The following is a 23,332-nucleotide window of genomic DNA, read 5'->3' as shown; positions in this document are numbered from 1 at the left end:
ATTGTTACTATGAAAAAAACGTATATCATTTCCGGTTTGCTGCTGGCAAGTGTGATCATATACAATTGTGGCGTATCAAAAAGCTCCCTTCAAACGCTGGCAACTAATCCTTATCCTACCCGCTTTTTTGATTCCACTCCGTCCGTTGATTATCTGGACCCTGCAGCGAGTTTAAAAACATTTAACCTCCCTGCCGGCTACCATCTCGAACTGGTAGCGAGTGAACCGATGATCAAAGAGCCTGTAGCCATTGCCTGGGATGGCAATGCAAAAATGTATGTAGCCGAAATGCTCACCTATATGTTGGATGCCGATGCTAAAGGTGAACAGATAAATGTGAGCCGTATTTCCTTACTCGAGGATACCAACAATGATGGCAAAATGGATAAGAGTAGCGTATTCATCGATAGCTTATTGCTGCCAAGGATGATCCTTTGCGTGAACCACGAATTGCTCGTCAACGAAACAAATACCATCACCATCAATGCCTATAAGGATACGGATGGAGACGGGAAAGCCGATCAGAAAAGGACAGTATTTCAACAAGTAGGTTACCGGCTGTTGGATGCCAACATGGAACATCAGCGTAGTGGGCTCGACTGGAACCTTGACAACTACATATACCTGACATACGATCCGGTACGTTTTCGGTATAGGAATGGCATGCTGGAGGCCGACACCCTGTATTCGGGCCCCGGCGGGCAGTGGGGGGTAACGCATGATAACTATGGCCGGTTATTTCTCACCAGCGCCGGCGGTGAATCGCCCCTTGTACGGGTACAGATGAATCCAACCTATGGCGCACTGGATATGCCCGATCAGTTCAGCAATGAATTTCAGCAGGTGTGGCCCATTATTTCAACACCCGATGTGCAGGGAGGTTTAATGCGCTTACGGGCCGATAGCACGCTAAATCACTTTACCGGCGTATGCGGACAATCCATTTACCGGGGAAACAAACTGCCGCAGGACCTCCCGGGCGATTATATACTTTGCGAGCCGGTAGCCAGGATCATCCGCCGTGCAAAGGTCATGGACGTAAAAGGAAAGATCATGGTGCAAAATGCCTATTACCGCCAGGAGTTTATCGCTTCTACAGATATGAACTTCAGGCCGGTGAATTCTTATACAGGACCTGATGGGAACCTGTATATCGTCGATATGCATCGCGGCATCATTCAGCAAGGTAACTGGACGAGGCCCGGGTCATTTCTCCGCAAGAAAATAGATGCTATGGGAATGGCAAAAAATACCGGGCACGGCAGGATCTACCGGCTGGTTTATGATGGCTATACCCAGACTGAAAAGCCGCATATGCTGGATGAACCTGCCGCTAAACTGGTCACCTACCTTGATCATAAGAATGGCTGGTGGAGAGATAATGCACAAAAGCAGATCGTTTTGCTGGGTGATCAATCTGTTGTACCCGCATTAAAACAAATTGTACAAGGGGAGCAGGGATCGTTGGGGGCAAAACCTTCACACCTTGCCCGCTTGCATGCCCTATGGACACTGGAAGGCCTGGATGCAATCGATCGTGATATTATTTATACAGCATTGAAGGATGAGCATCCACAAATGAGGAAAGCTGCTGTTATTTTAAGCGAACCATACCTTAGAAAGGAGGAAGACGAGGTGATCGCAACGCTCGCCGCGCTAAAGGGCGACCCTTCGTATGATGTACGCTTACAATTATTCTTATCGACTTATAACACTAAAACCGCCAGGAGCGCATCGCTTGCAGGGGAGTTGCTGGCTGCCAATACATCCAATGATCTATTCCCCGCTGCACAAAAGGCGATGGACCGGAATAATGATATCAGGACCTATGGAAACAGGCTGGGAACCCTGCCTGTGGAGGAAAGAAAATCGATCTTAGCCGGTTCAAGTGTATTTAACACCCTGTGCGTTACCTGCCATGGTGCAGGTGGCAAAGGATTAGCAGTAGCAGGCTCCAGCGCCCTGGCTGCGCCGGTTCTCACCGATTCCAAGAGAATGAACGCAGAGAAAGCACTGCTGGTAAAGATCATATTGCATGGTTTGCAGGGACCTGTTGAAGGAAAAGAATACCCATCCGTGATGCCCTCACTGAGCGCCAATTCAGATGATTGGGTGGCTTCTGTAGTAAACTATGTACGTTATGAGTTTGGAAACGCTGGCCGCCGTTTCCGCAGGCCGGGAGATACAACATCGCCCTTTGTTTCTATTCCTGAAGTGGCTATGATTCGAAAACAATATGAAAATAGAACAGCCCTATGGACATTGGAAGAACTGGAAACCGGCAAACCAACTGCCGCCATGGCAAAGCCGGTGGCAGATAGCGCCGCTTCTACTAAAGTTACTGCCGCACCCCCTGGAAAAGCCGCTATGGTAAGCGGTAAAAAGCCTGCCGGTAAAACAACCGTTCAGGCCAAAAAGGCTGATTATGCATCAGTGGCACCGCTATTGCAAAAATATACCTGCCTTGCCTGTCATCAATCCTCCAATAAATTGGTTGGGCCCTCTTACCAGGAAGTAGCTACCAGGAAATACTCTGTAGCGCAAATTATGCAACTGATCCAAAAGCCCAACCCGGCCAACTGGCCTGGCTATGATACCAAAATGCCTCCCATGACGCATGTGCCGGTAAGTGACTTAACACAAATCGCCCAATGGATCAAGTCGTTGGAGAAGGGGAAATAAACAGGCGGGAGCTTATACTTCCGCCTGTATCGCCATGAACCGTAGGTTTTGTTTGCTCCCTGTCCTTGTTCCAATTGTCTCAAATTGAACCTACGTGTAATGATTGTATTAAATAGAAAGTATTTTTAGTGAAGGCATCATTTTATTTTAATGATCAATTAGCAATGAAGTATTTACTATTCCCCTCCGGGGATCGTTTGGTAACATGCGTGCCCATTTTACTGGTGCTGTTTGCCCTGGGGCCTAATACGCTGAAGGGGCCATCCCAAAAGCCCAACGGGGCCTCACAGCAACGAGCCTTGAAGTCTGTCACTTATCGCAACCTCTTCCGGGAAGCGGGGTATGGACAGGCCGCCATTGACAAGAAAATTGAGACAGCTTATTACGATATATTCGAAGGTCCCAAAAGGGTATACTTTGAAGCAGGTGATTCCATGGGCTATGTATCCGATGTGAAAAACCATGACGCCAGAACGGAAGGACTTTCCTATGGAATGATGATCGCCTTACAATTGAACAAGAAAGAAGTATTTGACCGCATCTGGCGCTGGTCTAAAAAATACCTGCAGCACCAGTCTGGCCCACGCGAAGGTTATTTTGCCTGGAGCATCAACCCGCAAACGCTCAAAAAGAATTCAGAAGGCTCGGCGTCGGATGGGGAGCTGTATTATATCACCAGTCTTTTATTTGCGGCTAATCGGTGGGGCAACAATACCGGCATTCATTATTATAACGAGGCCAGGAGGATATTGGATGCCATGTGGAAAAAAGACGGAACCGGCAATATTTACCCGCTCATCAATACCGAATACAAGCAAATCACTTTTGTGCCCGAAGGGCGCAACTATACCTGGACGGACCCTTCTTATCATTTACCAGCCTTCTATGAAGTATGGGCCCTGTATGCCAAAGACGGCCATGAGCAGTTCTACAAGGACTGTGCAGATACTTCACGGGCGTTTTTGCGCAGGGCCTGTCATCCGGTTACCGGACTTACTTCAGATTATACTGAGTTCAGCGGCGAGCCGCATCCCACGCCCTGGATGCCGCCTGGTTTCCGGTACGACTCCTGGCGGGTGCCTATGAACATCGCCATGGACTATGTATGGTTTGGTAAGGATAAGCGCTGGCAGGAAGATTACGCCAGGCGCTTTCAGGATTTTCTCCGCTCTAAAGGTATCGACAGCTACGAAGATCAGTTTAATGTAGATGGCACAAGACCAGATTTTATCCTCCAGGCAGGCAGTGTAAAAAAGCTCAGGCATTCTATTGGTTTGGTATCCACGGCAGCAACTGCCTCGCTGATCAACAGGGAAAAAAACAGCTGGGATTTTGTGCAAGCCATCTGGAATGCCAAACTGGAGCCATACGAAGACGGCTATTTCGATCCTTATTATGATGGACTACTGTATTTGTTCAGTCTGCTGCACCTGAGCGGAAAATACCAGCTTATAGAACCGTCAAAGTAGGGGAGAGCAATATATGAGAATAACAACGATAACGGCCGATTAAGCGGCCAACACAGGTGCCTGGTATCTGAAGTTAATATACCTGGCAGACAACCAGAAAGTAGAAGCAGTTCCGCGCATCGATGTGGGCCTCGTGCGCAATGACCAGGATTTTTCCAACAACCTGTTGTTGCTGAAGACAGGGAAGCCTTTATTGATCAATGAGCAATATACGGCCTTGCGGCATCGCTGTTGCCACTAAACTAAAACTAACGCATCATGTTTAAAAGATTACTTTCTCTTCTGCTGATGAACAGTGTAATACTGAGCTTTTGCGGGAGCGTTGCAGGCCAGCCACCCAGGGGGCCATTGGTGATATCGCCCGACATACATGCTGATAAAAGCGTCACCTTTCGCTATCTCGCCCCTGCCGCCAAAGAGGTTAAGTTAAGTGCGCAATTTGAAAAGGCGCCCGTGCCCATGGTAAAAGACAGTTCGGGCATCTGGCGGGTGAGGGTTGGCCCGGTTTCTCCTGATATCTATCCGTATAGTTTTTTAGTGGACGGTATTACTGTGATGGATCCGGCCAATGTTTCTTTTTTCCCAAACGAGCGATTTAAAGCCAGCCTCGTGGACATTCCCGGCGATACGGCTTTGATACATTCCCTGCGCGACGTGCCGCATGGTGCTGTTACGTATGAATATTATCCTTCTCTGGCCGGCACTACCGGTACCCTGGTCATCTATACTCCCCCCGGATACGATAAGCAAACCGCTGTTCATTTTCCAGTGTATTACCTGATCAGTGGGACGACCGATACGGAAGAAACCTGGTTTAAGGTGGGGAGGGCAAATTTTATCCTCGATAACCTGATCGCTGCAGGCAAGGCGAAACCCATGATCGTTGTAATGCCTTACGGCAATATAGAAGCCAGGATGGCTGAGCAAAAAGGCGGCATCAAACCGGCCGACCCTTCCAATAGGGAAGGGGCAGACGCGATCGTACGGGCAAAGAATTTCGAGAACGATCTGATGAAGCAAGTGATCCCGTATGTAGAAAGTAACTATCGCACCATTCCAGGCAGGAACAACAGGGCAATTGGTGGCTTTTCGCGCGGCGGGGGGCAAACGTTGAGAACTGCCTTTGGAAATCTGGATCAGTTTGCCTGGGTATGTTCTTATGCATCCTACTTGTCGACACCCGAAATGGAACGTAGCTTTCCATCCATTTATGAAACGCCCGATAATACGAACAGGATGCTGAAATTGTTTTGGATCAGTGTGGGCACAGACGATTTCCTGTACAAGCCGACCATCGGATTCATGGATTTCCTGCGATCAAAAAATGTTCGCTTTAACAGCCTGATTACCGATGGTGGGCATACCTGGATGAATACTCGTAAGTATCTTATTGCCACTGCACAATTACTGTTTCAATAAAACCTATACTATGAAACTATGGTTTTACTTATTGCCGGGCTTGCTGTTGGCGGTTATCTCTGCATCCGCCCAAAGGCCGCCTTCTCTTCAATCGCCGGAAGTGAATGCCGACCACAGCATCACGTTCCGGTATTATTCGCGCAACGCACAGTCGGTTTTGGTGAAAGGGGAATTTCTGACATCGCCGGTTGTTATGACTAAAGATACTGCGGGTATATGGAGTGTGACCGTTGCACCGGTAAAGCCGGATATTTATCCTTATAGTTTTGTAGTGGATCAGGTTGAACTGGCAGATCCCAATAATGTCTACCTGTTTGCCAACGAGCGATTCAAGCGCAGTATTGTTGACGTTCCCGGAGACCAGCCGTTGATCCATGCTATGGAAAATGTGCCGCACGGAAAAGTAAGCTATCGTTATTACCGGTCAAAAACCCTTGACAGTACGCGTACGCTTCTTGTATATACCCCGCCGGGGTTCAATCGTACTGGCGCTAAAAAATATCCAGTGCTCTATTTAATCCACGGAGGGTCTGATACAGAGGAAACCTGGACCAAAGTAGGAAAGGCTCATTTCATAGCAGACAACCTTATTGCGCGTAAACTGGCAGAACCCATGATCATCGTGATGCCTTATGCCAATGTGAGGCCCCGGCCTATGCCTGAATTTACGAAAGACATGATCAATGATATTATTCCCTTTATCGAGTCAAATTATCCGGTGCAGGCTGATAGCCGGGGACGGGCCATTGCCGGCTTCTCCGTTGGTGGCGGGCAAACACTGAATATTGGCCTCACCAATACCGATAAGTTCGCTTATATAGCCGCTTATGCGCCCTACACCGCTACGGAAGAGTTTCAACGGAATTTTTTCAACTGGTCGCCTCCCGTTGAGAGGGTCAATAAGCAGCTCAGGCTTTTTACCATCAGCGTTGGGACGGAAGATTTTTTATTTGAAAGCGTGAAAAAGAATATCGCCTTGTTCAATGAGAAGCATATCCGTGTAAAAAGTTATATCGTTCCGGGCGGACATACCTGGATGAATTGTAAGCAATTCCTTGCCACGACGCTCCAGGAAATATTTAAATAATGCCTGTTAAATGTCGGATTAACCTTTACATTCACCATCGATATCCATTCAAATGCCGCTCCGGCTCCCTGAAAACATAGGCAAATAATCACCAGCTTCTTCCCCCGTTAAAACCATCATAATGAAACAAGGGATCACAATCCTATTACTGGTCGTTTGCATCTTTTCTATTTCGCCGGCATATTCACAAGCCCGGTACCCTTTCCAGAACACGGCCCGCCCCTTCGAAGAACGGGTCAACGACCTCGTAAGCCGCCTTACCCTCGAAGAAAAGGTGGGGCAAATGCTGAACGCCGCACCCGCCATCCCCAGGCTGGGTATCCCGGCATACGACTGGTGGAACGAAGTGCTGCACGGCGTAGCCAGAACTCCCTACCGGGTAACGGTATTCCCGCAGGCCATCGGTATGGCAGCCACCTTCGATACCACGTCTATCAAATTAATGGCCGGCTACGCGGCCGATGAAGGCAGGGCTGTTTACAACCTGGCTAATGAGAGAGGTCAAACAGGACAACGTTATGTGGGCTTAACCTACTGGACGCCCAATATCAATATCTTTCGCGATCCCCGATGGGGGAGGGGCCAGGAGACCTATGGCGAAGATCCTTTTCTCACTGCCATGATGGGAACAGCCTTTGTGCGTGGACTACAGGGCAACGATCCGCATTACCTGAAGGCGGCAGCCTGCGCCAAGCATTATGCCGTACACAGTGGTCCCGAGCCGTCCCGGCATGTTGATAATTTCTCGCCCAGTGATCATGATCTTTGGAATACTTATTTGCCAGCTTTTAAGCAACTCGTTACCCAAACCGGCGTAGCCGGCGTGATGTGTGCCTATAACGCATTCAAAACACAACCCTGTTGCGGCAGCGACCAGTTGATGATCGATATCCTGCGCAAGCAATGGAACTTTACCGGCTACGTCACCTCCGACTGCTGGGCCATCGACGACTTCTTCAAAAATCACAAGACGCACAAGGATGCGGAAGATGCCTCCGCCGACGCCGTATTGCATGGAACGGATGTGGAATGCGGCACCGACGCCTATCAATCGCTGGTGCAGGCGGTGAAACATGGAAAGATCAGCGAAGGACAGATAGATCTGTCTGTGAAACGACTTTTCCTGATCCGCTTCCGCCTGGGTATGTTCGACCCGCCTGCTATGGTAAAATATGCCCAAACGCCGGTCACTGTTCTTGAGCAGGCAGCGCACAAGGCGCATGCGCTCAAAATGGCACAGCAATCTGTTGTGTTGCTCAGGAATGAGAACAACCTGTTGCCCTTGAAAAAAGACCTTCGCAAGATTGCTGTTATAGGCCCCAATGCCGACAATGCCATTGCAGTACTGGGCAACTATAACGGAACTCCTTCGGAAACGGTTACCATGCTGCAGGGCATCAGGAGCAAAGCAGGCAGCCAAACCCAGGTCGTGTATGAAAAGGCGATCAACTTTACCAATGATACGCTGCTGCAATACAGCAATGTCGACGCGCAGTGCAGCTGGCGGGGTCAGGCAGGTTTCTTTGCGGAATACTTCACCAACAAAGAATTAAAAGGAACCCCGATAGCCACGAGACTAGAAAAAAGTATTGATAACAGCTGGCAGGAAGGACAGCTCGTGATCGATACATTGAAAGCCTACGATTTTTCGGCCAGGTATAGCACCGACTTCAAAGCGCTGGAGACCGGCGAGATCACTTTTGAATTGAATGCCGACGACGGATACCGCTTTCTGGTGGACGGACGGGAAGTCATCAACGCGTGGACACGTAACAGGTGGGGCGCCCGAACCTATAAACTATCCACCACGGCCAACACAACTTACCGCCTGGTGGTTGAGTATCATCAGATCGGCGGAAAAGCATCCGTGCAGTTAAAAGCAGGTCATTTTGCCAAGACAGACTTCCAGGCGCTGGCCGACCGGGTGAAGGACGCAGACGTCATTGTATTTGCCGGCGGCATATCGCCCCAACTGGAAGGGGAGGAAATGCGCGTAGATTACCCGGGTTTCCTGGGAGGTGACAGAACAACCATCGCATTACCATCCGTGCAAACCGCCTTGCTCAAATCGCTTCGATCAACCGGTAAGCCCGTGATCTTTGCGATGATGACGGGCAGCGCTATCGCCATACCCTGGGAAGCAGCAAACCTGCCTGCCATCCTCAATGCCTGGTACGGCGGTCAATCGGCGGGTACGGCTATCGCCGACGTATTGTTTGGTGACTACAATCCCGCTGGCCGCTTGCCTGTTACTTTTTACAACAACGATAGCGATCTGCCGCCCTTCGGAGATTACTCGATGAAAGGACGCACTTACCGGTATTTCAAGGGAAAACCATTATACGAATTTGGGTATGGCCTCAGTTATACAACGTTCCGCTACCAGCAAATAAAGGTAACCTGGAAGCAAACGATGACGGTTTCGGCAACCGTTACCAATACGGGCAACAGGGATGGGGAGGAAGTGGTTCAGTTGTATGTAACCATGCCCGGCAATGGATCGCCGCTTCACTCTTTGAAAGGCTTTCAACGCATTTTTCTTAAAAAGGGAGAACGTAAACAAGTACAGTTTACTCTTCGCCTCGAAGATTTGTACCTGCTTGACGACCAGGGAAACCCTTTCCGGGCAAAAGGGAAAGCAACACTTGCTGTTGGTGGACGGCAACCAACGCCTGCTGCTGATAAAAGCGGAAGCAGTGTACGGGCAATTGTCAGCCTGCCCTAAAAGATTCGTTGCATTATTCAGATTCCCGGGTATACACCTTTCCATTATCTCCCCGGTTTTCTTTTCGCTGGCTGGCGACATATTCAGACGGCAGAATGCCGAATTTATGTTTGAATGACCGGGCAAAATAATTGGGCGTCGTAAAACCTACGTGGTAAGCAATCTCCGCAATGGTCATATTGCTCTTCTCCATGAGAACGGCCGCCTTTTCCAGCCGGAATGAACGAATATATTCTACGGGCGTCTGACCCGTAATCTGAAGCAATTTTGTGTACAGGGTACTTCTGCTCATACCAAACTGCTTGCTCAGGCCTTCTACAGAAAGCTGCGGGTTATTGATGTTCTGTTCGAGAAACAGGACTATCTTCTGCAGCATGATCTCGTCCGACGAATCGATCCGGACGTCCGGTGTTTTAAGCGAAATCTGTTTAATATAAGTGCTTTTCATAGCACTGTTCAGTTCGAGGAGGCTCCTTATTTTGGCCTGGAGTACTTCGAAATCAAACGGCTTGGTAATATAGTCATTGGCTCCGGTTGCAAGCCCGTTGACCTGTTGCTGCTGATCATTAAGCGCAGTAAGTAGTATGATGGGGATATGGCTGGTCCTTTTATCAGCCTTTAATTTGTTGACCATCTCAATGCCGTTCACTTTAGGCATGCTGATATCACTAATGATCAGCTGGGGATGATGTGCCAGTGCTTTCTGCCAGCCCACTTTCCCGTTTTCTGCTTCAATCACCATATGGTCATCTGCCAGGTTGTCTTTTAAATAGAATCTGAAATCATCATTGTCTTCTACGAGCAAAATGATGGGTAAACCTTTTTTATTTGCCGGCTCACTTACGCTTTTAGGGGAAACTGCTTTTCCGGCTGCCGGAGCGGGTGGAGGTGAGGTTACCATACTTTCGCTGGCAATAATAAGTGGAAGGTGAATGGTAAAAGTGCTTCCCTGATCAGGCTCGCTTTCAACGTGAATGATCCCCCCGTGCATGTTGACGAACTCCCTGGTGATGGACAGGCCAATACCGGTACCATAATTAAGAATAGTCGTGGAAGCATCATGTTGAAAAAAGCGATCATAGATCTTGTCAAACGTTTCTTTCGGCATGCCAATGCCGGAATCTGTCACTTTCAGCGTTACCCATTTATGCTTGCCATCATTCCGTTCAGGGGCCTCTTCCAGTACTACGCTGATATGACCGCCCTCCAGGGTAAACTTAAAAGCATTGGACAATAGATTGAAGAGAATGCGCTCTACCTTGTCATGATCAAAGAGCACTTCGACGTGCTGCAGCGTACTGCTGAACGAGAAGTTAATATGTTTTCTTTCAGAGAGGTCCCGGAATGATTCCGAGACTTCTTTAACAAATGAAACGAACTCACCGGGTGCAAGCTGCAATTTCAGTTCCTGCTCTTCCAGCTTTCTGAAATCCAGCAACTGGTTCACGAGGTTGAGTAGTCTTTTCGAATTTCGCCGGATAAGATAAAGCTTGTCCAGTTTGGCGGTCGTTTTTTCGGCATCGATCAATTGTTCTACGGGACCCGAGATAAGAGAAATAGGCGTCCTGAAGTCATGGCTCAGGTTGGTGAGGAATTTCAGCTTGAGGCGGTCCAGTTCCTGCAGGCGTTTTGACTGTTGTGCTTCCTGTTCGCGGGCAAGTTTCTTTCGAAGCGCTGTCAGAACTCGATAACGGCTATACAATATCAGCCCGCCCAGGGCCAGGATGTAAAAGACATAGGCCGCCGTGGTGCGCCAGAATGGAGGCCTCACATATATTTTGATCCGGGATTCGGCCGTATTCCACACCCCATCATTATTACTGGCTTTTACGTGGAATGTATAAGTGCCTGGGTCCAGGTTGGTATACGAAGCGGTATTATTTGTGCCCGTGTAGTTCCAGTCCTTTTCGAGTCCTTCCAGCCGGTAAGCGTACTGGTTTTGTTTGGCCAACGTATAGTTCAGTGCAACAAAGCTGAGCGCAAAGTTTTGCTTGTAATCGAGCCTGATCTCATTCGCTATCGAAATATGTTCTTTGATAGGGGCATCGGTTTCCGCCATGACCGATTTATTCGAAATTCTCAGGTCGGTTAAAAGCACCTTAGGAACGTTGCGGTTGATCGTTAATGCGTCGGGATGGAAATAATTGATACCCTCCAGTCCGCCAAACAGCATTTCCCCATCGGTCAACCGTATGCCGGACCCATGAAAAAAGTTGCTGTGCTGAATGCCGTTATGATGCGTAAAATTCCTGAACCTCCGGGCTACCGGATCCATACTGCTAATGCCGGTATTGGTGCTGAGCCAAAGTTGCCCGCGCATGTCTTCAACGAGCTGATAGATGGTCGTGTTTTGAAGTCCGTCTTTTTCCGTGTAGCGGGTAAATTGCTGGCGTTGTTTGTCGAAGAATGACAATCCTCCTCCGTCTGTCCCTACCCACATGGTTCCGCGCCTGTCGCAAAGCAGCGATTGTATTTTGTTACTGGGCAGCTGGCTATTGCTTTGACTGTAGATCGTCCAGGTGTCGGTAACGGGGTGATAAATGGCCAGTCCGCCTCCATGCGTACCGATCCAGATATTTTTATCAGTATCCTCCACGATAGCCCTTATATAACCGTTGATGGGCAACAGGCGTTCGCGCGGGCCCGAAGGGGTAGGGCTATAGGTAACCACCACTTTATCATCATGCACAACATGTATACCCGCACCATTGGTGCCTATCCAGGTGTTGCCTTTGCTATCTTCCCCGATACAGTGAACATCATGGGCATACAGACTTGCGGATGCATTGCCCGCCATTATTTGCATGGTTTGGCCGGTGTTGGTATTTAGAACGATCACGCCTTTTCCATACGTACCGATCAATAACCGGTTGGCAGGTCCCCTGTGCAGCGCCATGATGGTGAGTGGCCCTGCCGGTTTTCCATTCAATTTTATTTCGATCGGCCGCACCCGGCCGGTCCGGTGGTCGAATTCGTACAATCCGCCATCATAAGTAGCCACATACACTTTTCCTTGTGTGTCCTCCGCAAAACCCGTGACGATCAGAGAGGCTCCGCCGTTCTTATTGAAGGTGCCGGAGAGTTTCAGGCCAAACAGGTTGATGTTTTTATCATATTTGTTGATACCCCGCATGAACGTACCGAACCAGTAAATGCCCTCTTTGTCGAACCAGGCACAGCTGATCGATTTGCCGGTGAAGCTGTAAATATTTCCGTCGTCCTTAGTATACGTAGACAATTTTCCGGTAGCGATATGGAGCGCATTCAGCCCGTTCCTGGTCCCTATCCATAAAAGGCCATCATCATCTGCGGTAATGCAATTGACCCCGTTGTCGGTCAGGGAGGCAGCATTGCCGGGTATATGACGGTAAGTGAAAAAGTGTTGTTCATCCGGCAGCAGTTTGCTCAGTCCGTTTACTGTGCCCACCCAGATAGTTCCTGACTTGTCTTCTGCTATAACGCGTACATGCTGATCACCCAGGCTGGAAGCATCTCCCTCCTGGTGTATAAAACGCCTGAACGAATTAGTTTCCATGGAATAGCGAAAGAGGCCATGGTAGGTGCCGATCCAGATGCGGTGCTTACTGTCTTCAAAAACGGATTCCACGACTGTTTTTAAAGGGTTTCCGTTGGCATCGGGAAGAAATACTTCCGACACCGACCTGAGTGCGGTGTCCATTACATATAATCTTGCGTACGCTGCTATCCACAACCTGCCCCGGTAATCACTGCAAATGCTTTTAATTACGGCATTGCTGGTTAGTCCGGCAGCATTGAAGGTAAAGTGCTCGAAGGTATTTTTTTGCCGGTTATACAGGCTCAAACCGCCTCCCCCGGTGCCCAGCCACAATTTGCCCGCCTTGTCTTCGTGTAAAGCCAGTATCTCATTGGCCCGCAGGCTGGTACTGTCGTCCGGAATATTCCGGTAAACGGTAAAGTTGGTTCCGTCATATTTATTGAGCCCGTCGGTGGTGGCAAACCACATCAATCCATGCCTGTCTTTCAGTATGGCAAATATGGAGTTGGATAATAGGCCGTCTTTGACCGTTATGGAGGTGAAATCAATATGTTTTGGCTGCGCATAGCTACCCCAGGCAGCCAGGCAAAGGATAAAGAAGGGTATATGTTTCATGACAGGCAATGTATAGGATAGCACGTATGTGCAAAATGCAATTAATTGTAGGCTTGACAACAATTCCGAACATTATTGACAGTATATCCAACAAATGTCCCCTTCATCGATGGCCAATTACTCGAATTTTATACACGAGCCGGTTCACCCAGAAACCGGCGATTCATTTGCTAACTGATTGTCTTACACCGTTTCAACAAGTTGCCTTGTTGCAATGACCAAACTGCTGCCAGTATGAACAAATTTACCATTCCGCGGGCCTGGCCCGTTCCTCCTCCACCTTCCTTTCCCATTGTGTACTCCCTGGTGCTATCATAACCTAAAGCTGAACAATCAGTTACCGATGCCGTACCTGGTGAGACTGGTTCATTATTCACCAAAAATCACTAATTGTATGAAACGAATTGATTGCCATGTCAAATTATGGTTTTTTCTTGCTTTTATAATGTTCCGGGCAACCTCGTTTGCCCATGATCCCGGTCACAGAGGCCGCCCGCCATTGCCCATTAGTTTTACCGTCAGTGGAAAAGTGTTCGACGACAAGGGCAATGCCCTCGCAGGGGCATCCATTACCCAAAAAGGCTTCTCCAACGCAACCACCACCGCTGCAGATGGAAGTTTTACCCTTACCATCCAGCAAAGCTCAGCAGTGCTGGTCGTTTCTTATGTTGGCTTCCTGTTGAAGGAGGTGGCTGTAAAGACCGCAACGGCCGCGCTGGAAATAGCCCTCAGCCCGGGTCTCAATTCACTGGATGACGTAGTCGTAATCGGATACGGCACGCAAAAAAAGCAGTTATCGACAGCTTCCGTGGCAAGGGTAAAAGGGGAGCAACTGGCTGTGGTGCCTGCTGCCAATATTTCGAACTCACTGGCAGGAAGGGCAACCGGCGTCATCACGCGTGCCAATGGCGGGCGACCTGGTGCCGACAATGCTACTATATACGTCAGGGGGATTGCCACCACCGGCACCACGGTCAATGGTGTTACCTATAATACAACCCCCTTGATTGTAGTAGATGGCGTGATCCGTAACAACATCAATGAAGTAGACCCCAATAACATCGAAAGCGTATCGGTGTTGAAAGATGCTGCCGCGGTAGCCTCTTATGGATTGGGAGGGGCCAACGGCGTGGTACTGATTACCACCAAAAGAGGTGTTACCGGTGCACCGGTGCTGAGCTTCGGTGGCTATTATGGCGATCAGCAGCCTACCTACCTGCCCAAAATGCTCAGTGCGGAAGATTATATGAAGCTGAAACTGGAAGCCTATGTAACCGAAAACCCAACAGGTACAAATCCCACCTATAGCCAGGCTTACATCGACGCATATCAATCCAATCACGCCAAAGACCCTGACCTGTACCCCATCTCAGATGCCCTGAATGATGTGGTAAAAAAGCATTCGCCCATTTACCAGGGTAATTTCTCCGTTCGCGGTGGTTCCTCCACGATCAAGTATTACGCCGGCCTCGGTTACTTTAAACAGGACGGTATGTTCGACAGGTCGGGTTATGAGCGCTACAATTATAGTGTGAACCTGGATGTAAATATCACGCCCACCACCACGGCAGCGGTTACCTTAAATGGCGCCATACAAAAAACCACGGATGTGGATGGCGGCACCGGCCAGTTGTTCAGGGGCGTTTATAAATTTATACCGGTTGCTCCGCTTAGGTTTAGCAATGGATTGTGGGGCGAAAGTTCGGGCAATGCACCGATCGGCGTCATTAACTCAGAAGGTTATTTCCGGCAAAATACCACCAATTTACTGAGTACCGTTACCCTCGAGCAAAAGCTGCCCTTCGTAAAAGGGCTCAGTATAAAAGGATCGTTTAGTTATGATCCTTATTATTATACCCAAAAACAATGGCACCGGCCATTTATTTACTATACGCGCAGCGGTGCGGCTCCTCCTTATACTTATACGTCTGCTTTTTCTACCCAGGAAACCAGTGCCACCACTTTTGGTTGGTTGAACCAGCAATACTGGCAAAACAACACCATCACCTGGCAGGGCTACCTGAACTACCACAACACCTTCGGCAAACATGACATTACCGGGTTGGTAGTGGCAGAAAAAAGGAATAACAAGCAAAATGATTTCAGGGCAAGGATCAACAACTATGCGGTCAATATCGACGAACTGTCACTGGGCAGCTCTAATAAAAATGACTTTGATATAGCCGGCGGATCAGGTACCGGCAGCCAGGTGGGGTATGTGTACCGCGCAAGCTATGCGTACGACAGGCGTTACCTGCTCGAGGCATCAGGCCGGTACGATGGTCATTACTATTTCGCTCCCGGCAAAAGATGGGTCTATCTCCCCGCATTTTCAGTGGGCTGGATACTCTCCAATGAGAACTTCCTCAGTACCGCGACCTTTGTGGATTTTCTCAAGCTTCGGGGATCATGGGGAAAATCCGGCAACCTTACCAGTACCGGGTTTCAATTCCTGAGCAGCTATCCGCTGAGGGGAAATGCCTACGCGTTTGGCGACGGCGCCCTCGTACAGGGATCTTACGTGTCGATAGAAAACAACCCCAATATTACCTGGGAGATCAGCAAAAAAACAGACGTAGCCGTAGAGGCAACCTTGTGGAAAGGCCTTTTAAGATTGGAGGCTGATTATTTCTATGAAAGAAGAACCGGGATGTTGTTATCTCCCAATATAGTGGTGCCACAAGAATACGGACTGCAGCTGGCCCAGGAAAATGCAGGTATCATGGACAACCGTGGATTCGAGCTAACCCTCGGTACCACCAAAAAATTCAACAATGGCCTGCAGGTATCGGTCGATGGAAACTTTACGTATGCAAAGAATAAGGTGATACAGTTGTACGAATCGCCGGTCACCAAAAACGACCCAAGGCGCAGCAGAACGGGCCGCCAATATAATACGGTGTTCGGCTATAAGTCATTGGGCCTGTTCACGACGGCCGATGATAAGAACAGCGATGGAGTCATTAACAGTTCGGATGGATATACGATCACCCAATTCGGTACGCTGCGTCCCGGCGACATCCGGTATGCAGATCTGGGTGGCCCCAATGGAGCACCCGACGGCAAGATCGACTCTTATGATGAAGCCGTCATCGCCCGTCCTCAAACACCGGCCATCATTTACGGCGTTAACGTAAACGCCAGCTGGAAGGGATTTGATCTTTCGATGCTCTTCCAGGGTTCGGGCATGTCGAGCTTTAATGTGTATGGCTTTATGACCGTAGCTCACTTCAACAACAATAGTAACTCCTCTTACGAGTATTACAACAACAGGTGGACCCCCAATAACCAAAATTCAAAATATCCAAGGGCCTATTCGGCGCCTACCAACAACAACGGACAAACTTCTGATTTCTGGTTTGTCAACAGCTCCTATCTGCGGTTAAAAACGGCTTCCCTGGGGTATACGATCCCTGCCAGCATCACTTCAAAAGCGAAGTTGAAGAATTTTCGGATCTACGTAACGGGGCAGAACTTATGGACGCACGGAGACCTCAAGTTTACAGATCCTGAAACAACCGGCGAACAAGGTTACCCGATCCAGAAAACAATCCTGGTGGGTTTCAATGCCACTTTCTAACCATTAAACAATAAAAAGATGAGACCAGTAAAAACATATATACTTTACAGTTGCCTGTTCGCAGGGTTGCTGGGTTTGTCGGCCTGCGACAAGGACCTGGACAACCAGCAGAAGGTAAGCCTCGACGACAATACGCAATGGGCCACAGAGTCCAATGCCGATATTTTCCTGAACGACGTATATGATCAGGTGCCCGACATGTATTCCCAACCGGAAAACCTGGACAATTTCACCGACGACAATGATGCCGGCTTTTATTACAATTCCTGGAAGTTTAAAGATGGGAACCTGGATCCCGCTTCAACCAACTACGGGCTTTTTGGCGGTGGAGCTACCGGCATTCAAACCGTTAGCAGGCACAACTGGCCGGCGCTCTATACTTCCATCCGCAAATGCAATACGTTTATACAACAGGTAAATGCGCATAAGGAAAATTACACCGCTGCCTGGTACAATAAGCGTATCGATGAAGCGCGGTTCAACAGGGCCTTTCACTACAGCATTCTTTTTCTCAACTGGGGTGGTGTGCCCATTATTTTAAACCCACAGGTACGTGCAGACAGTGCTAACCTGTTTGTAAAAAGAAGCACCTACGCAGAGACGCTCGACTTCCTCACCAAAACCCTGGATACGATACTGAACAATAAATTCCTGGCAGTTAAATACAACAAAGGGAATCCGGATGCCGGCAGGGCTACGCTGGGCGCTGCTTTGATGTTGAAAGCCTATCTGCAGTTGGTGGCCGCAAGCCCTACCTACAATGCAGCAACGTATATAGGAGGCGCCGATCCTAATAAGATAGCCGGATTTGGCAATGCGGATGTTGCGCGTTGGGCTACGGCAGCTGTTTCCTTTAAAAAGTTCATGGACGATTGGGGCGCCGGAAAGACTTATGGTCTGTTTGCGGAAGACTCTACGCTTTGGTATGAGGACAATGAGTACAATACAGAGGTGATCTGGGACAGGCAGCACGTGGCCAACGTGAAGGGCTCCAACTATGAACAATACGGCGGCCCGGTTTATGTGCTCGGCTCTTACTATACCTGGGGTAATTATAACCCAACCCAGGAGCTGGTCGATCAATTCTTCATGGCAAATGGTAAACCCATCACCGACCCCACATCCGGCTATGATCCCCAACGTCCTTATGTGGGCCGCGAACGCAGGTTCTATAAGTGGATCGTGTACGATGGGGCTCCTTATAAAATGGACTGGATGAGTGCACAGGATACTGTTTACACGCGCATCGATAAGGTAAGGCCTTCGCCGAACCAGATAGATTTCGCGAGCACGGATGTAAGCAATACGGGGTATTACTTCAAGAAGAAATTAAATCCGAAGAACCGTCCGGCAACAGGATTGAGTGGGGCCAACTACGTTTATTTCCGGTATGCAGAAGTATTGCTGGGATATGCCGAAGCGCAAAATGAGGCCGTAGGTCCGGATGCTTCCGTATACGACGCCATCAATGCGATCAGGGCCCGGGTAAACCTGCCCGGTTTGCCCGCAGGATTGAGTCAGAGCCAGATGCGGGATGCGATCCGCCAGGAAAGAAGGGTAGAGCTGTGTTTTGAGAACAAACGTTTCCAGGATATCATCCGCTGGAAGATTGCCGACCAGGTACTCACGGTCGATCTGCATGGCATGAAGATCGAAAATACAAAGCCGGATAACAGCGGCACCTGGGTGTATACACCGGTAGGATTGAACCATCCCCATGCATTCAAACTGAAACAGTACATGCATCCCATACCTCAGTCGGCGCTGGCACAGAATAATAAACTGGTACAAACCCCCGGGTATTAAAACTTTAATGGCTTACAAAATTGACAGGAAGGCACATGGCGTCATCGGCGCCATGTTCCTTCCTGATTAAGCACAACGAACCAGTCACCTTTTTACCTTTTATTAAATAAAAAAGTAGTTGTTATGAAAAAACTTATCGGAAAAGCAATCTATTCCTTATTGATACCCGCTGCGGTTTTACTCTCTTTTACGACCATCAGAGATCGTGCTAATTTTTCCGGAGACTGGAAGCTGAATGAATCAAAAAGTGAACTGGGCGAGTTTGGCGGTTTTGTTGCCCGCACGCTCAAAGTGGAACAAAAAGACAATGCAATTACCATTACCAGAACAATCCCTGGTTTTAATGGAGGGGATCCGGTCACCAGTACACTGACTGTAAGCTATGATGGCAAGATCACCGAGACGGAAGGATTTGGCGGGTCAAAGCGGAAAACAACGGCAAAATGGTCCGGCGATGGCTCGGCACTGACAGTTGATAATACGATAAAATTTGACATGGATGGACAAACCAATGAATTTAAATCAACTGAAACCTGGACCATAAAGGATGGAACGCTGTCCATAGTAACGTATACTAACTCCCCCCGCGGAGAAACGACGACAAAGGCTTTTTATACGCACTAAGGTAGTTTCATGTTTACTTAAAGCATTATAAAGAGGCAGACACAAATCCTATTAATTAATCTACCAATCATGAAAAAGATTGCATTTATACTGATGGCTGTAATGGCCTGTGGCAGGCTGTTGGCCCAGTTCGCGGGTATACAGAACAACCAGGAACAGCCACTGGCGGCAGGCTTTAAGCCGGCATCTACCAACACGTTTTTATCGCAGTATCCGGCCGTCAATCCCGAAACCCGCCAGGCCACCTTTCGGGTGGTGGCGCCCTATGCGCAAAATGTAACCCTGCAGCTGGGGGGGAAACACGCTATGGCAAAAGATGAAAAAGGAGTTTGGTGGTACACGACCACTCCCCTGGTGGTCGGCTTTCATTATTATGCAGTGATGATAGATAGTGTTCCGGTCATGGACAGGGGAAGCGAGGCTTATTTTGGCAGCAACTGGGAATCTGCAGCTATTGAAATTCCGGAGGGGCCCGAAGGAGATTATTACAGATTCAATAAGAATATACCCCACGGAGAAATTCGCTCCTTGTACCATTGGTCCGACATAAATGGATTAGAACGTCATGTCAATGTGTATGTACCTGCTGAATATGAAAAGAATCCAAAGAAAAAATACCCGGTCCTTTACCTGGTGCATGGTTGGGGCGAAGATGAGAACGGGTGGTCGGTCCAGGGGCATGTTGCCAATATTATGGATGGATTGATAGCAACCGGCAAATCTGTCCCCATGATCATCGTCATGCCGAGCGGAGACATCAAAACAAACTCGGATGTGCGCAAAGCATCCGGTGATATCACCGACATTCTGATCAAAGACCTCATACCGTATGTAGATAAAACTTTCCGCACGTACACCGATCGCGACCACAGAGCCATGGCTGGTTTATCGAGAGGCGGCGCTCAAACATGGAATGCCGTGCTGAACAATATGGACAAGTTTGCCTGGATGGGTGGCTTTAGTGGCTCAGGCCGGTTTGGGCCCAACCCTTTTAACCGTAACGCCCCGCCCACCACCATTGAAACAGGTTATAACGGGGCATTTAAAGACGCAGAAGTCTTCAATAAAAAAATGAAACTATTGTTCATCAGCATTGGCACCGAAGAAGGCCAGGGCGCCAAACAAACCTACGAGACGTTAAAAAGCCATGGCATCAAAAACCTGGTATATCATGAATCGCCCGGCACTGCGCACGAATGGCTCACCTGGCGCAGGGCGCTCAATGATTTTGCGCCCAGGCTATTTAAATAATATAGTTACCCGTATGAAAGACATCCTTTATAAAAAAATATTGGCAACAGGCATAATGATGCTAATGGTGCTGGGGGCGATCGCCCAGAACCCGCTGATCAGGAATATGTATTCGGCAGACCCTTCGGCCCGGGTATTTGGCGACAGCGTTTATGTATATCCATCACATGACATACTGGCCACGCCCGGCCACGGGCGCGTTGGGTGGTTTTGCATGGAAGACTACCATGTCTATGCTTCAAAGGACCTTGCCGATTGGAAAGACCATGGCGTCATCGTGACCCAAACTTCCGTGCCTTGGGCAAAGCCCGATGGATACAGCATGTGGGCGCCGGATTGCATATACCGGAATGGAAAGTATTATTTCTATTTTCCTGCCACCCCCGATTCGATATACGGAAGAGGGTTTGCCATCGGTGTGGCCGTGGCCGATAAACCGGGGGGACCATTTATGCCTCAGCCAACACCCATTAAAAAAGTACATGGAATAGATCCCAATGTGTTTATTGACAAAGATGGACAGGCCTATCTCTATTGGTCGCAGGGAAATATCTACGGAGCAAAGCTGCAGGATAACATGCTGGAGCTGGCATCCGACCCGGTCATATTCCAGGATCTTCCCAATAAAGGGTTGAAAGAAGGCCCCTATGTGTTTGAACGAAATGGCCTTTATTACCTCACCTTCCCGCATGTTGAAAATAAAACCGAACGACTGGAATATGCCATCGGCAATAGCCCATTAGGCCCCTTTAAAATGACAGGGGTGATCATGGATGAATCTGCTTCAGGCTGCTGGACGAATCATCATTCAGTTATTCAGTTAAAGAACCAATGGTACCTGTTCTATCACCACAACGATTATTCACCCCGTTTTGATAAAGCAAGGTCAATAATGGCCGACAGTCTCGTATTCAATGCAGATGGCACCATAAAAAAGGTGACCCCTACGCTGCGGGGCATCGGCATCACCAGCGCTGCCAGCGACATACAGGTAGACCGGTATACGGCCATCAGCGACCGGGGCGCATCCATCGCATTCCTGGATACCGCCGACCGGTTCAAAGGCTGGAAAGCGGACTTTACAGAAGCCGGTGCCTGGGTACAATACAACAGCGTTGATTTTGGCAAGAAGTCGTTCCGGTCGGTTCGGGTAAAAGTCATGGGTGAAGGCGCTAATACGCTTGAGCTTCACAGCGGAAGCATTACTGGCCCTCTTATCGCCCGAGTCAATACTATAAAAAGCGGTGAATGGAATATGATAAAAGCCCCTGTGTCAACATCTCCATCGGGCGTACAGAACATTTTTGTGGTGTTCAGGGGCGATACACCTTTATCGGTAGACTGGATAAAGTTTGAATAGTTTTTGGTGTAGCAAGGTTATTGAGAAGGATCGCAGCAATGCGATCCATTTTTCATTTTGTGGAGGTTTAAAGCATTAGTTTATTTCCAGCAAGGAATAGGCTTCGTATTTTATTTTTAGATTCAACCGTTGAACAAATTCCATGCGATTAAACCCTATTTCTTCATAATGCTTTTTCAATGTTATTTGGGCATTTTCGTAGAATTCTTTATTCTGCCAGGTAACAACAGATATCATATGAAGATCGCCGGACTCGTCTGTCATTTCGAAGTAATCGCCTTTTATATAACCGGGCAGCGATTTCAGGTACCTTGGTGCCATGGCTGACTGCTTTTTGAAATCTTCGATGGAGGCTTTTGGTACATCAATTCTTCCAATGTTTACCTTGTAATCCATGTGTTGTTGATTTTTATTGGTATCCATTTGTTTAGTTATTTTGTCTTTTCCGTGGGACTGTGGATTAACAGTATAAGGCAATGAGAAAATAACTGCTGCCACCATTGATTGCACTACAAATGCTCTTTTCATAAAAGTATAATTTAGTGATAGCGCAAAATTGGTGACAATCTGCCAGGCAGGCATTGATATAGATCAAAATCGAATTACTGCGACTTAATTCTGCTTAAGGTTTCTTCCCGCATATCGAGATACGAGGCAAGCACTTTATTGGACAGGCGCTGTATTAAAAGCGGGTTACCGTGCATTAATTTCTGGAATCGCTGTTGCGCATTCAGGGTCATTAGCGCCTCAATTTTTCTACTTTGATGCAGGTAAGTAGTTTCCAAAAACTGTTGATACAATTGTTTCCAGTTTTCCCGGGTAGTGGTCAGTTGAAAAAAATCGTTCCGGCTGATTGTTAACAATTCAGAATCTTCAAGCGTGTCAATGAATTCAGTGGATGGTTGTTCAGCAATAAAACTTGATAATCCGGTTCCGACATTTCCTTCCAACGTAACTGATCTCGTTTTGTCGTTCCCCTTTTTATCAATGAAATAATTTCGAATGCAGCCTTTTTTAACAAAGTTAAAAGTTTTGCAAATCTCACCTTCGTGCAGAAGGATATTGTTGCGCTTTACTTTCTTTAATTTAAAATGCCCGAACATCTCTGCTAATGTTTCTTTATTAAAAACAGTATCCTTATAGTTCATAGCAAGAAATTATACATGGTGTGAGAACTGCTGAAAAGACACAGGCCGG

At 48.3% G+C, this 23,332-nt stretch carries 13 protein-coding genes; 10 read left to right on the top strand and 3 right to left on the bottom strand.

All coding sequences use genetic code 11. The features are described 5' to 3' along the window. The first annotated feature begins 9 nt into the window (after positions 1 to 9). From P2H89_RS22685 to P2H89_RS22665, 5 genes are all read left to right on the top strand, one after another. Entirely contained in the window at positions 10 to 2,682 is a 2,673-nt protein-coding gene (locus tag P2H89_RS22685) for a c-type cytochrome (RefSeq protein WP_275831225.1), read from the top strand. 164 nt (positions 2,683 to 2,846) lie between these two features. Continuing rightward, the gene (locus tag P2H89_RS22680; RefSeq protein ID WP_275831223.1) at positions 2,847 to 4,151 is read left to right on the top strand and encodes a glycosyl hydrolase family 8; all 1,305 of its coding nucleotides are present in this window, start codon (positions 2,847 to 2,849) and stop codon (positions 4,149 to 4,151) included. 258 nt (positions 4,152 to 4,409) lie between these two features. Continuing rightward, positions 4,410 to 5,570 carry an esterase gene (locus P2H89_RS22675; RefSeq protein ID WP_275831221.1) on the top strand — a complete coding sequence of 387 codons (1,161 nt, stop codon included), beginning with the start codon at positions 4,410 to 4,412 and terminating at the stop codon, positions 5,568 to 5,570. 10 nt (positions 5,571 to 5,580) lie between these two features. Further along, positions 5,581 to 6,657 (top strand): esterase, encoded by a 1,077-nt coding sequence (locus P2H89_RS22670; protein WP_275831218.1) that lies wholly within the window; start codon positions 5,581 to 5,583, stop codon positions 6,655 to 6,657. 121 nt (positions 6,658 to 6,778) lie between these two features. After that, a complete protein-coding gene (locus P2H89_RS22665) occupies positions 6,779 to 9,382 on the top strand; it encodes a beta-glucosidase (protein ID WP_275831216.1) in 2,604 nt (867 codons plus the stop codon). Positions 9,383 to 9,395: 13 nt separating this feature from the next. Here the strand turns inward: P2H89_RS22665 and P2H89_RS22660 are convergent, their stop codons facing one another. Continuing rightward, positions 9,396 to 13,514, bottom strand: coding sequence for a hybrid sensor histidine kinase/response regulator transcription factor (locus tag P2H89_RS22660; RefSeq protein ID WP_275831214.1), 4,119 nt, complete (start codon positions 13,512 to 13,514; stop codon positions 9,396 to 9,398). 394 nt (positions 13,515 to 13,908) lie between these two features. On the opposite strand from P2H89_RS22660, the gene P2H89_RS22655 reads away from it, so the two are divergent. The 5 genes from P2H89_RS22655 (at position 13,909) to P2H89_RS22635 (ending at position 22,135) form a co-directional block, all read left to right on the top strand. Next, positions 13,909 to 17,094, top strand: a complete 3,186-nt coding sequence (locus tag P2H89_RS22655) for a TonB-dependent receptor (RefSeq protein ID WP_275831211.1) — start codon at positions 13,909 to 13,911, stop codon at positions 17,092 to 17,094. Positions 17,095 to 17,112: 18 nt separating this feature from the next. After that, positions 17,113 to 18,900, top strand: coding sequence for a RagB/SusD family nutrient uptake outer membrane protein (locus P2H89_RS22650; protein WP_275831209.1), 1,788 nt, complete (start codon positions 17,113 to 17,115; stop codon positions 18,898 to 18,900). Between the two features lie 123 nt (positions 18,901 to 19,023). Beyond that, a complete protein-coding gene (locus tag P2H89_RS22645) occupies positions 19,024 to 19,524 on the top strand; it encodes a hypothetical protein (RefSeq protein ID WP_275831208.1) in 501 nt (166 codons plus the stop codon). Between the two features lie 69 nt (positions 19,525 to 19,593). Next, entirely contained in the window at positions 19,594 to 20,775 is a 1,182-nt protein-coding gene (locus P2H89_RS22640) for an alpha/beta hydrolase-fold protein (RefSeq protein ID WP_275831206.1), read from the top strand. A gap of 13 nt (positions 20,776 to 20,788) precedes the next feature. Continuing rightward, entirely contained in the window at positions 20,789 to 22,135 is a 1,347-nt protein-coding gene (locus P2H89_RS22635; protein ID WP_275831204.1) for a family 43 glycosylhydrolase, read from the top strand. Between the two features lie 75 nt (positions 22,136 to 22,210). On the opposite strand, the gene P2H89_RS22630 is transcribed toward P2H89_RS22635, so the two are convergent. Then, positions 22,211 to 22,663, bottom strand: a complete 453-nt coding sequence (locus P2H89_RS22630) for a hypothetical protein (protein WP_275831202.1) — start codon at positions 22,661 to 22,663, stop codon at positions 22,211 to 22,213. Positions 22,664 to 22,737: 74 nt separating this feature from the next. Beyond that, the gene (locus P2H89_RS22625; protein ID WP_275831200.1) at positions 22,738 to 23,283 is read right to left on the bottom strand and encodes a Crp/Fnr family transcriptional regulator; all 546 of its coding nucleotides are present in this window, start codon (positions 23,281 to 23,283) and stop codon (positions 22,738 to 22,740) included. Between the last annotated feature and the right edge of the window lie 49 nt (positions 23,284 to 23,332).

This window comes from Paraflavitalea sp. CAU 1676, assembly GCF_029223285.1.
Lineage (GTDB): Bacteria > Bacteroidota > Bacteroidia > Chitinophagales > Chitinophagaceae > Paraflavitalea.
Note: the sequence above shows the minus strand (reverse complement) of the source record. Positions and strands in the feature narration are given on the sequence as shown.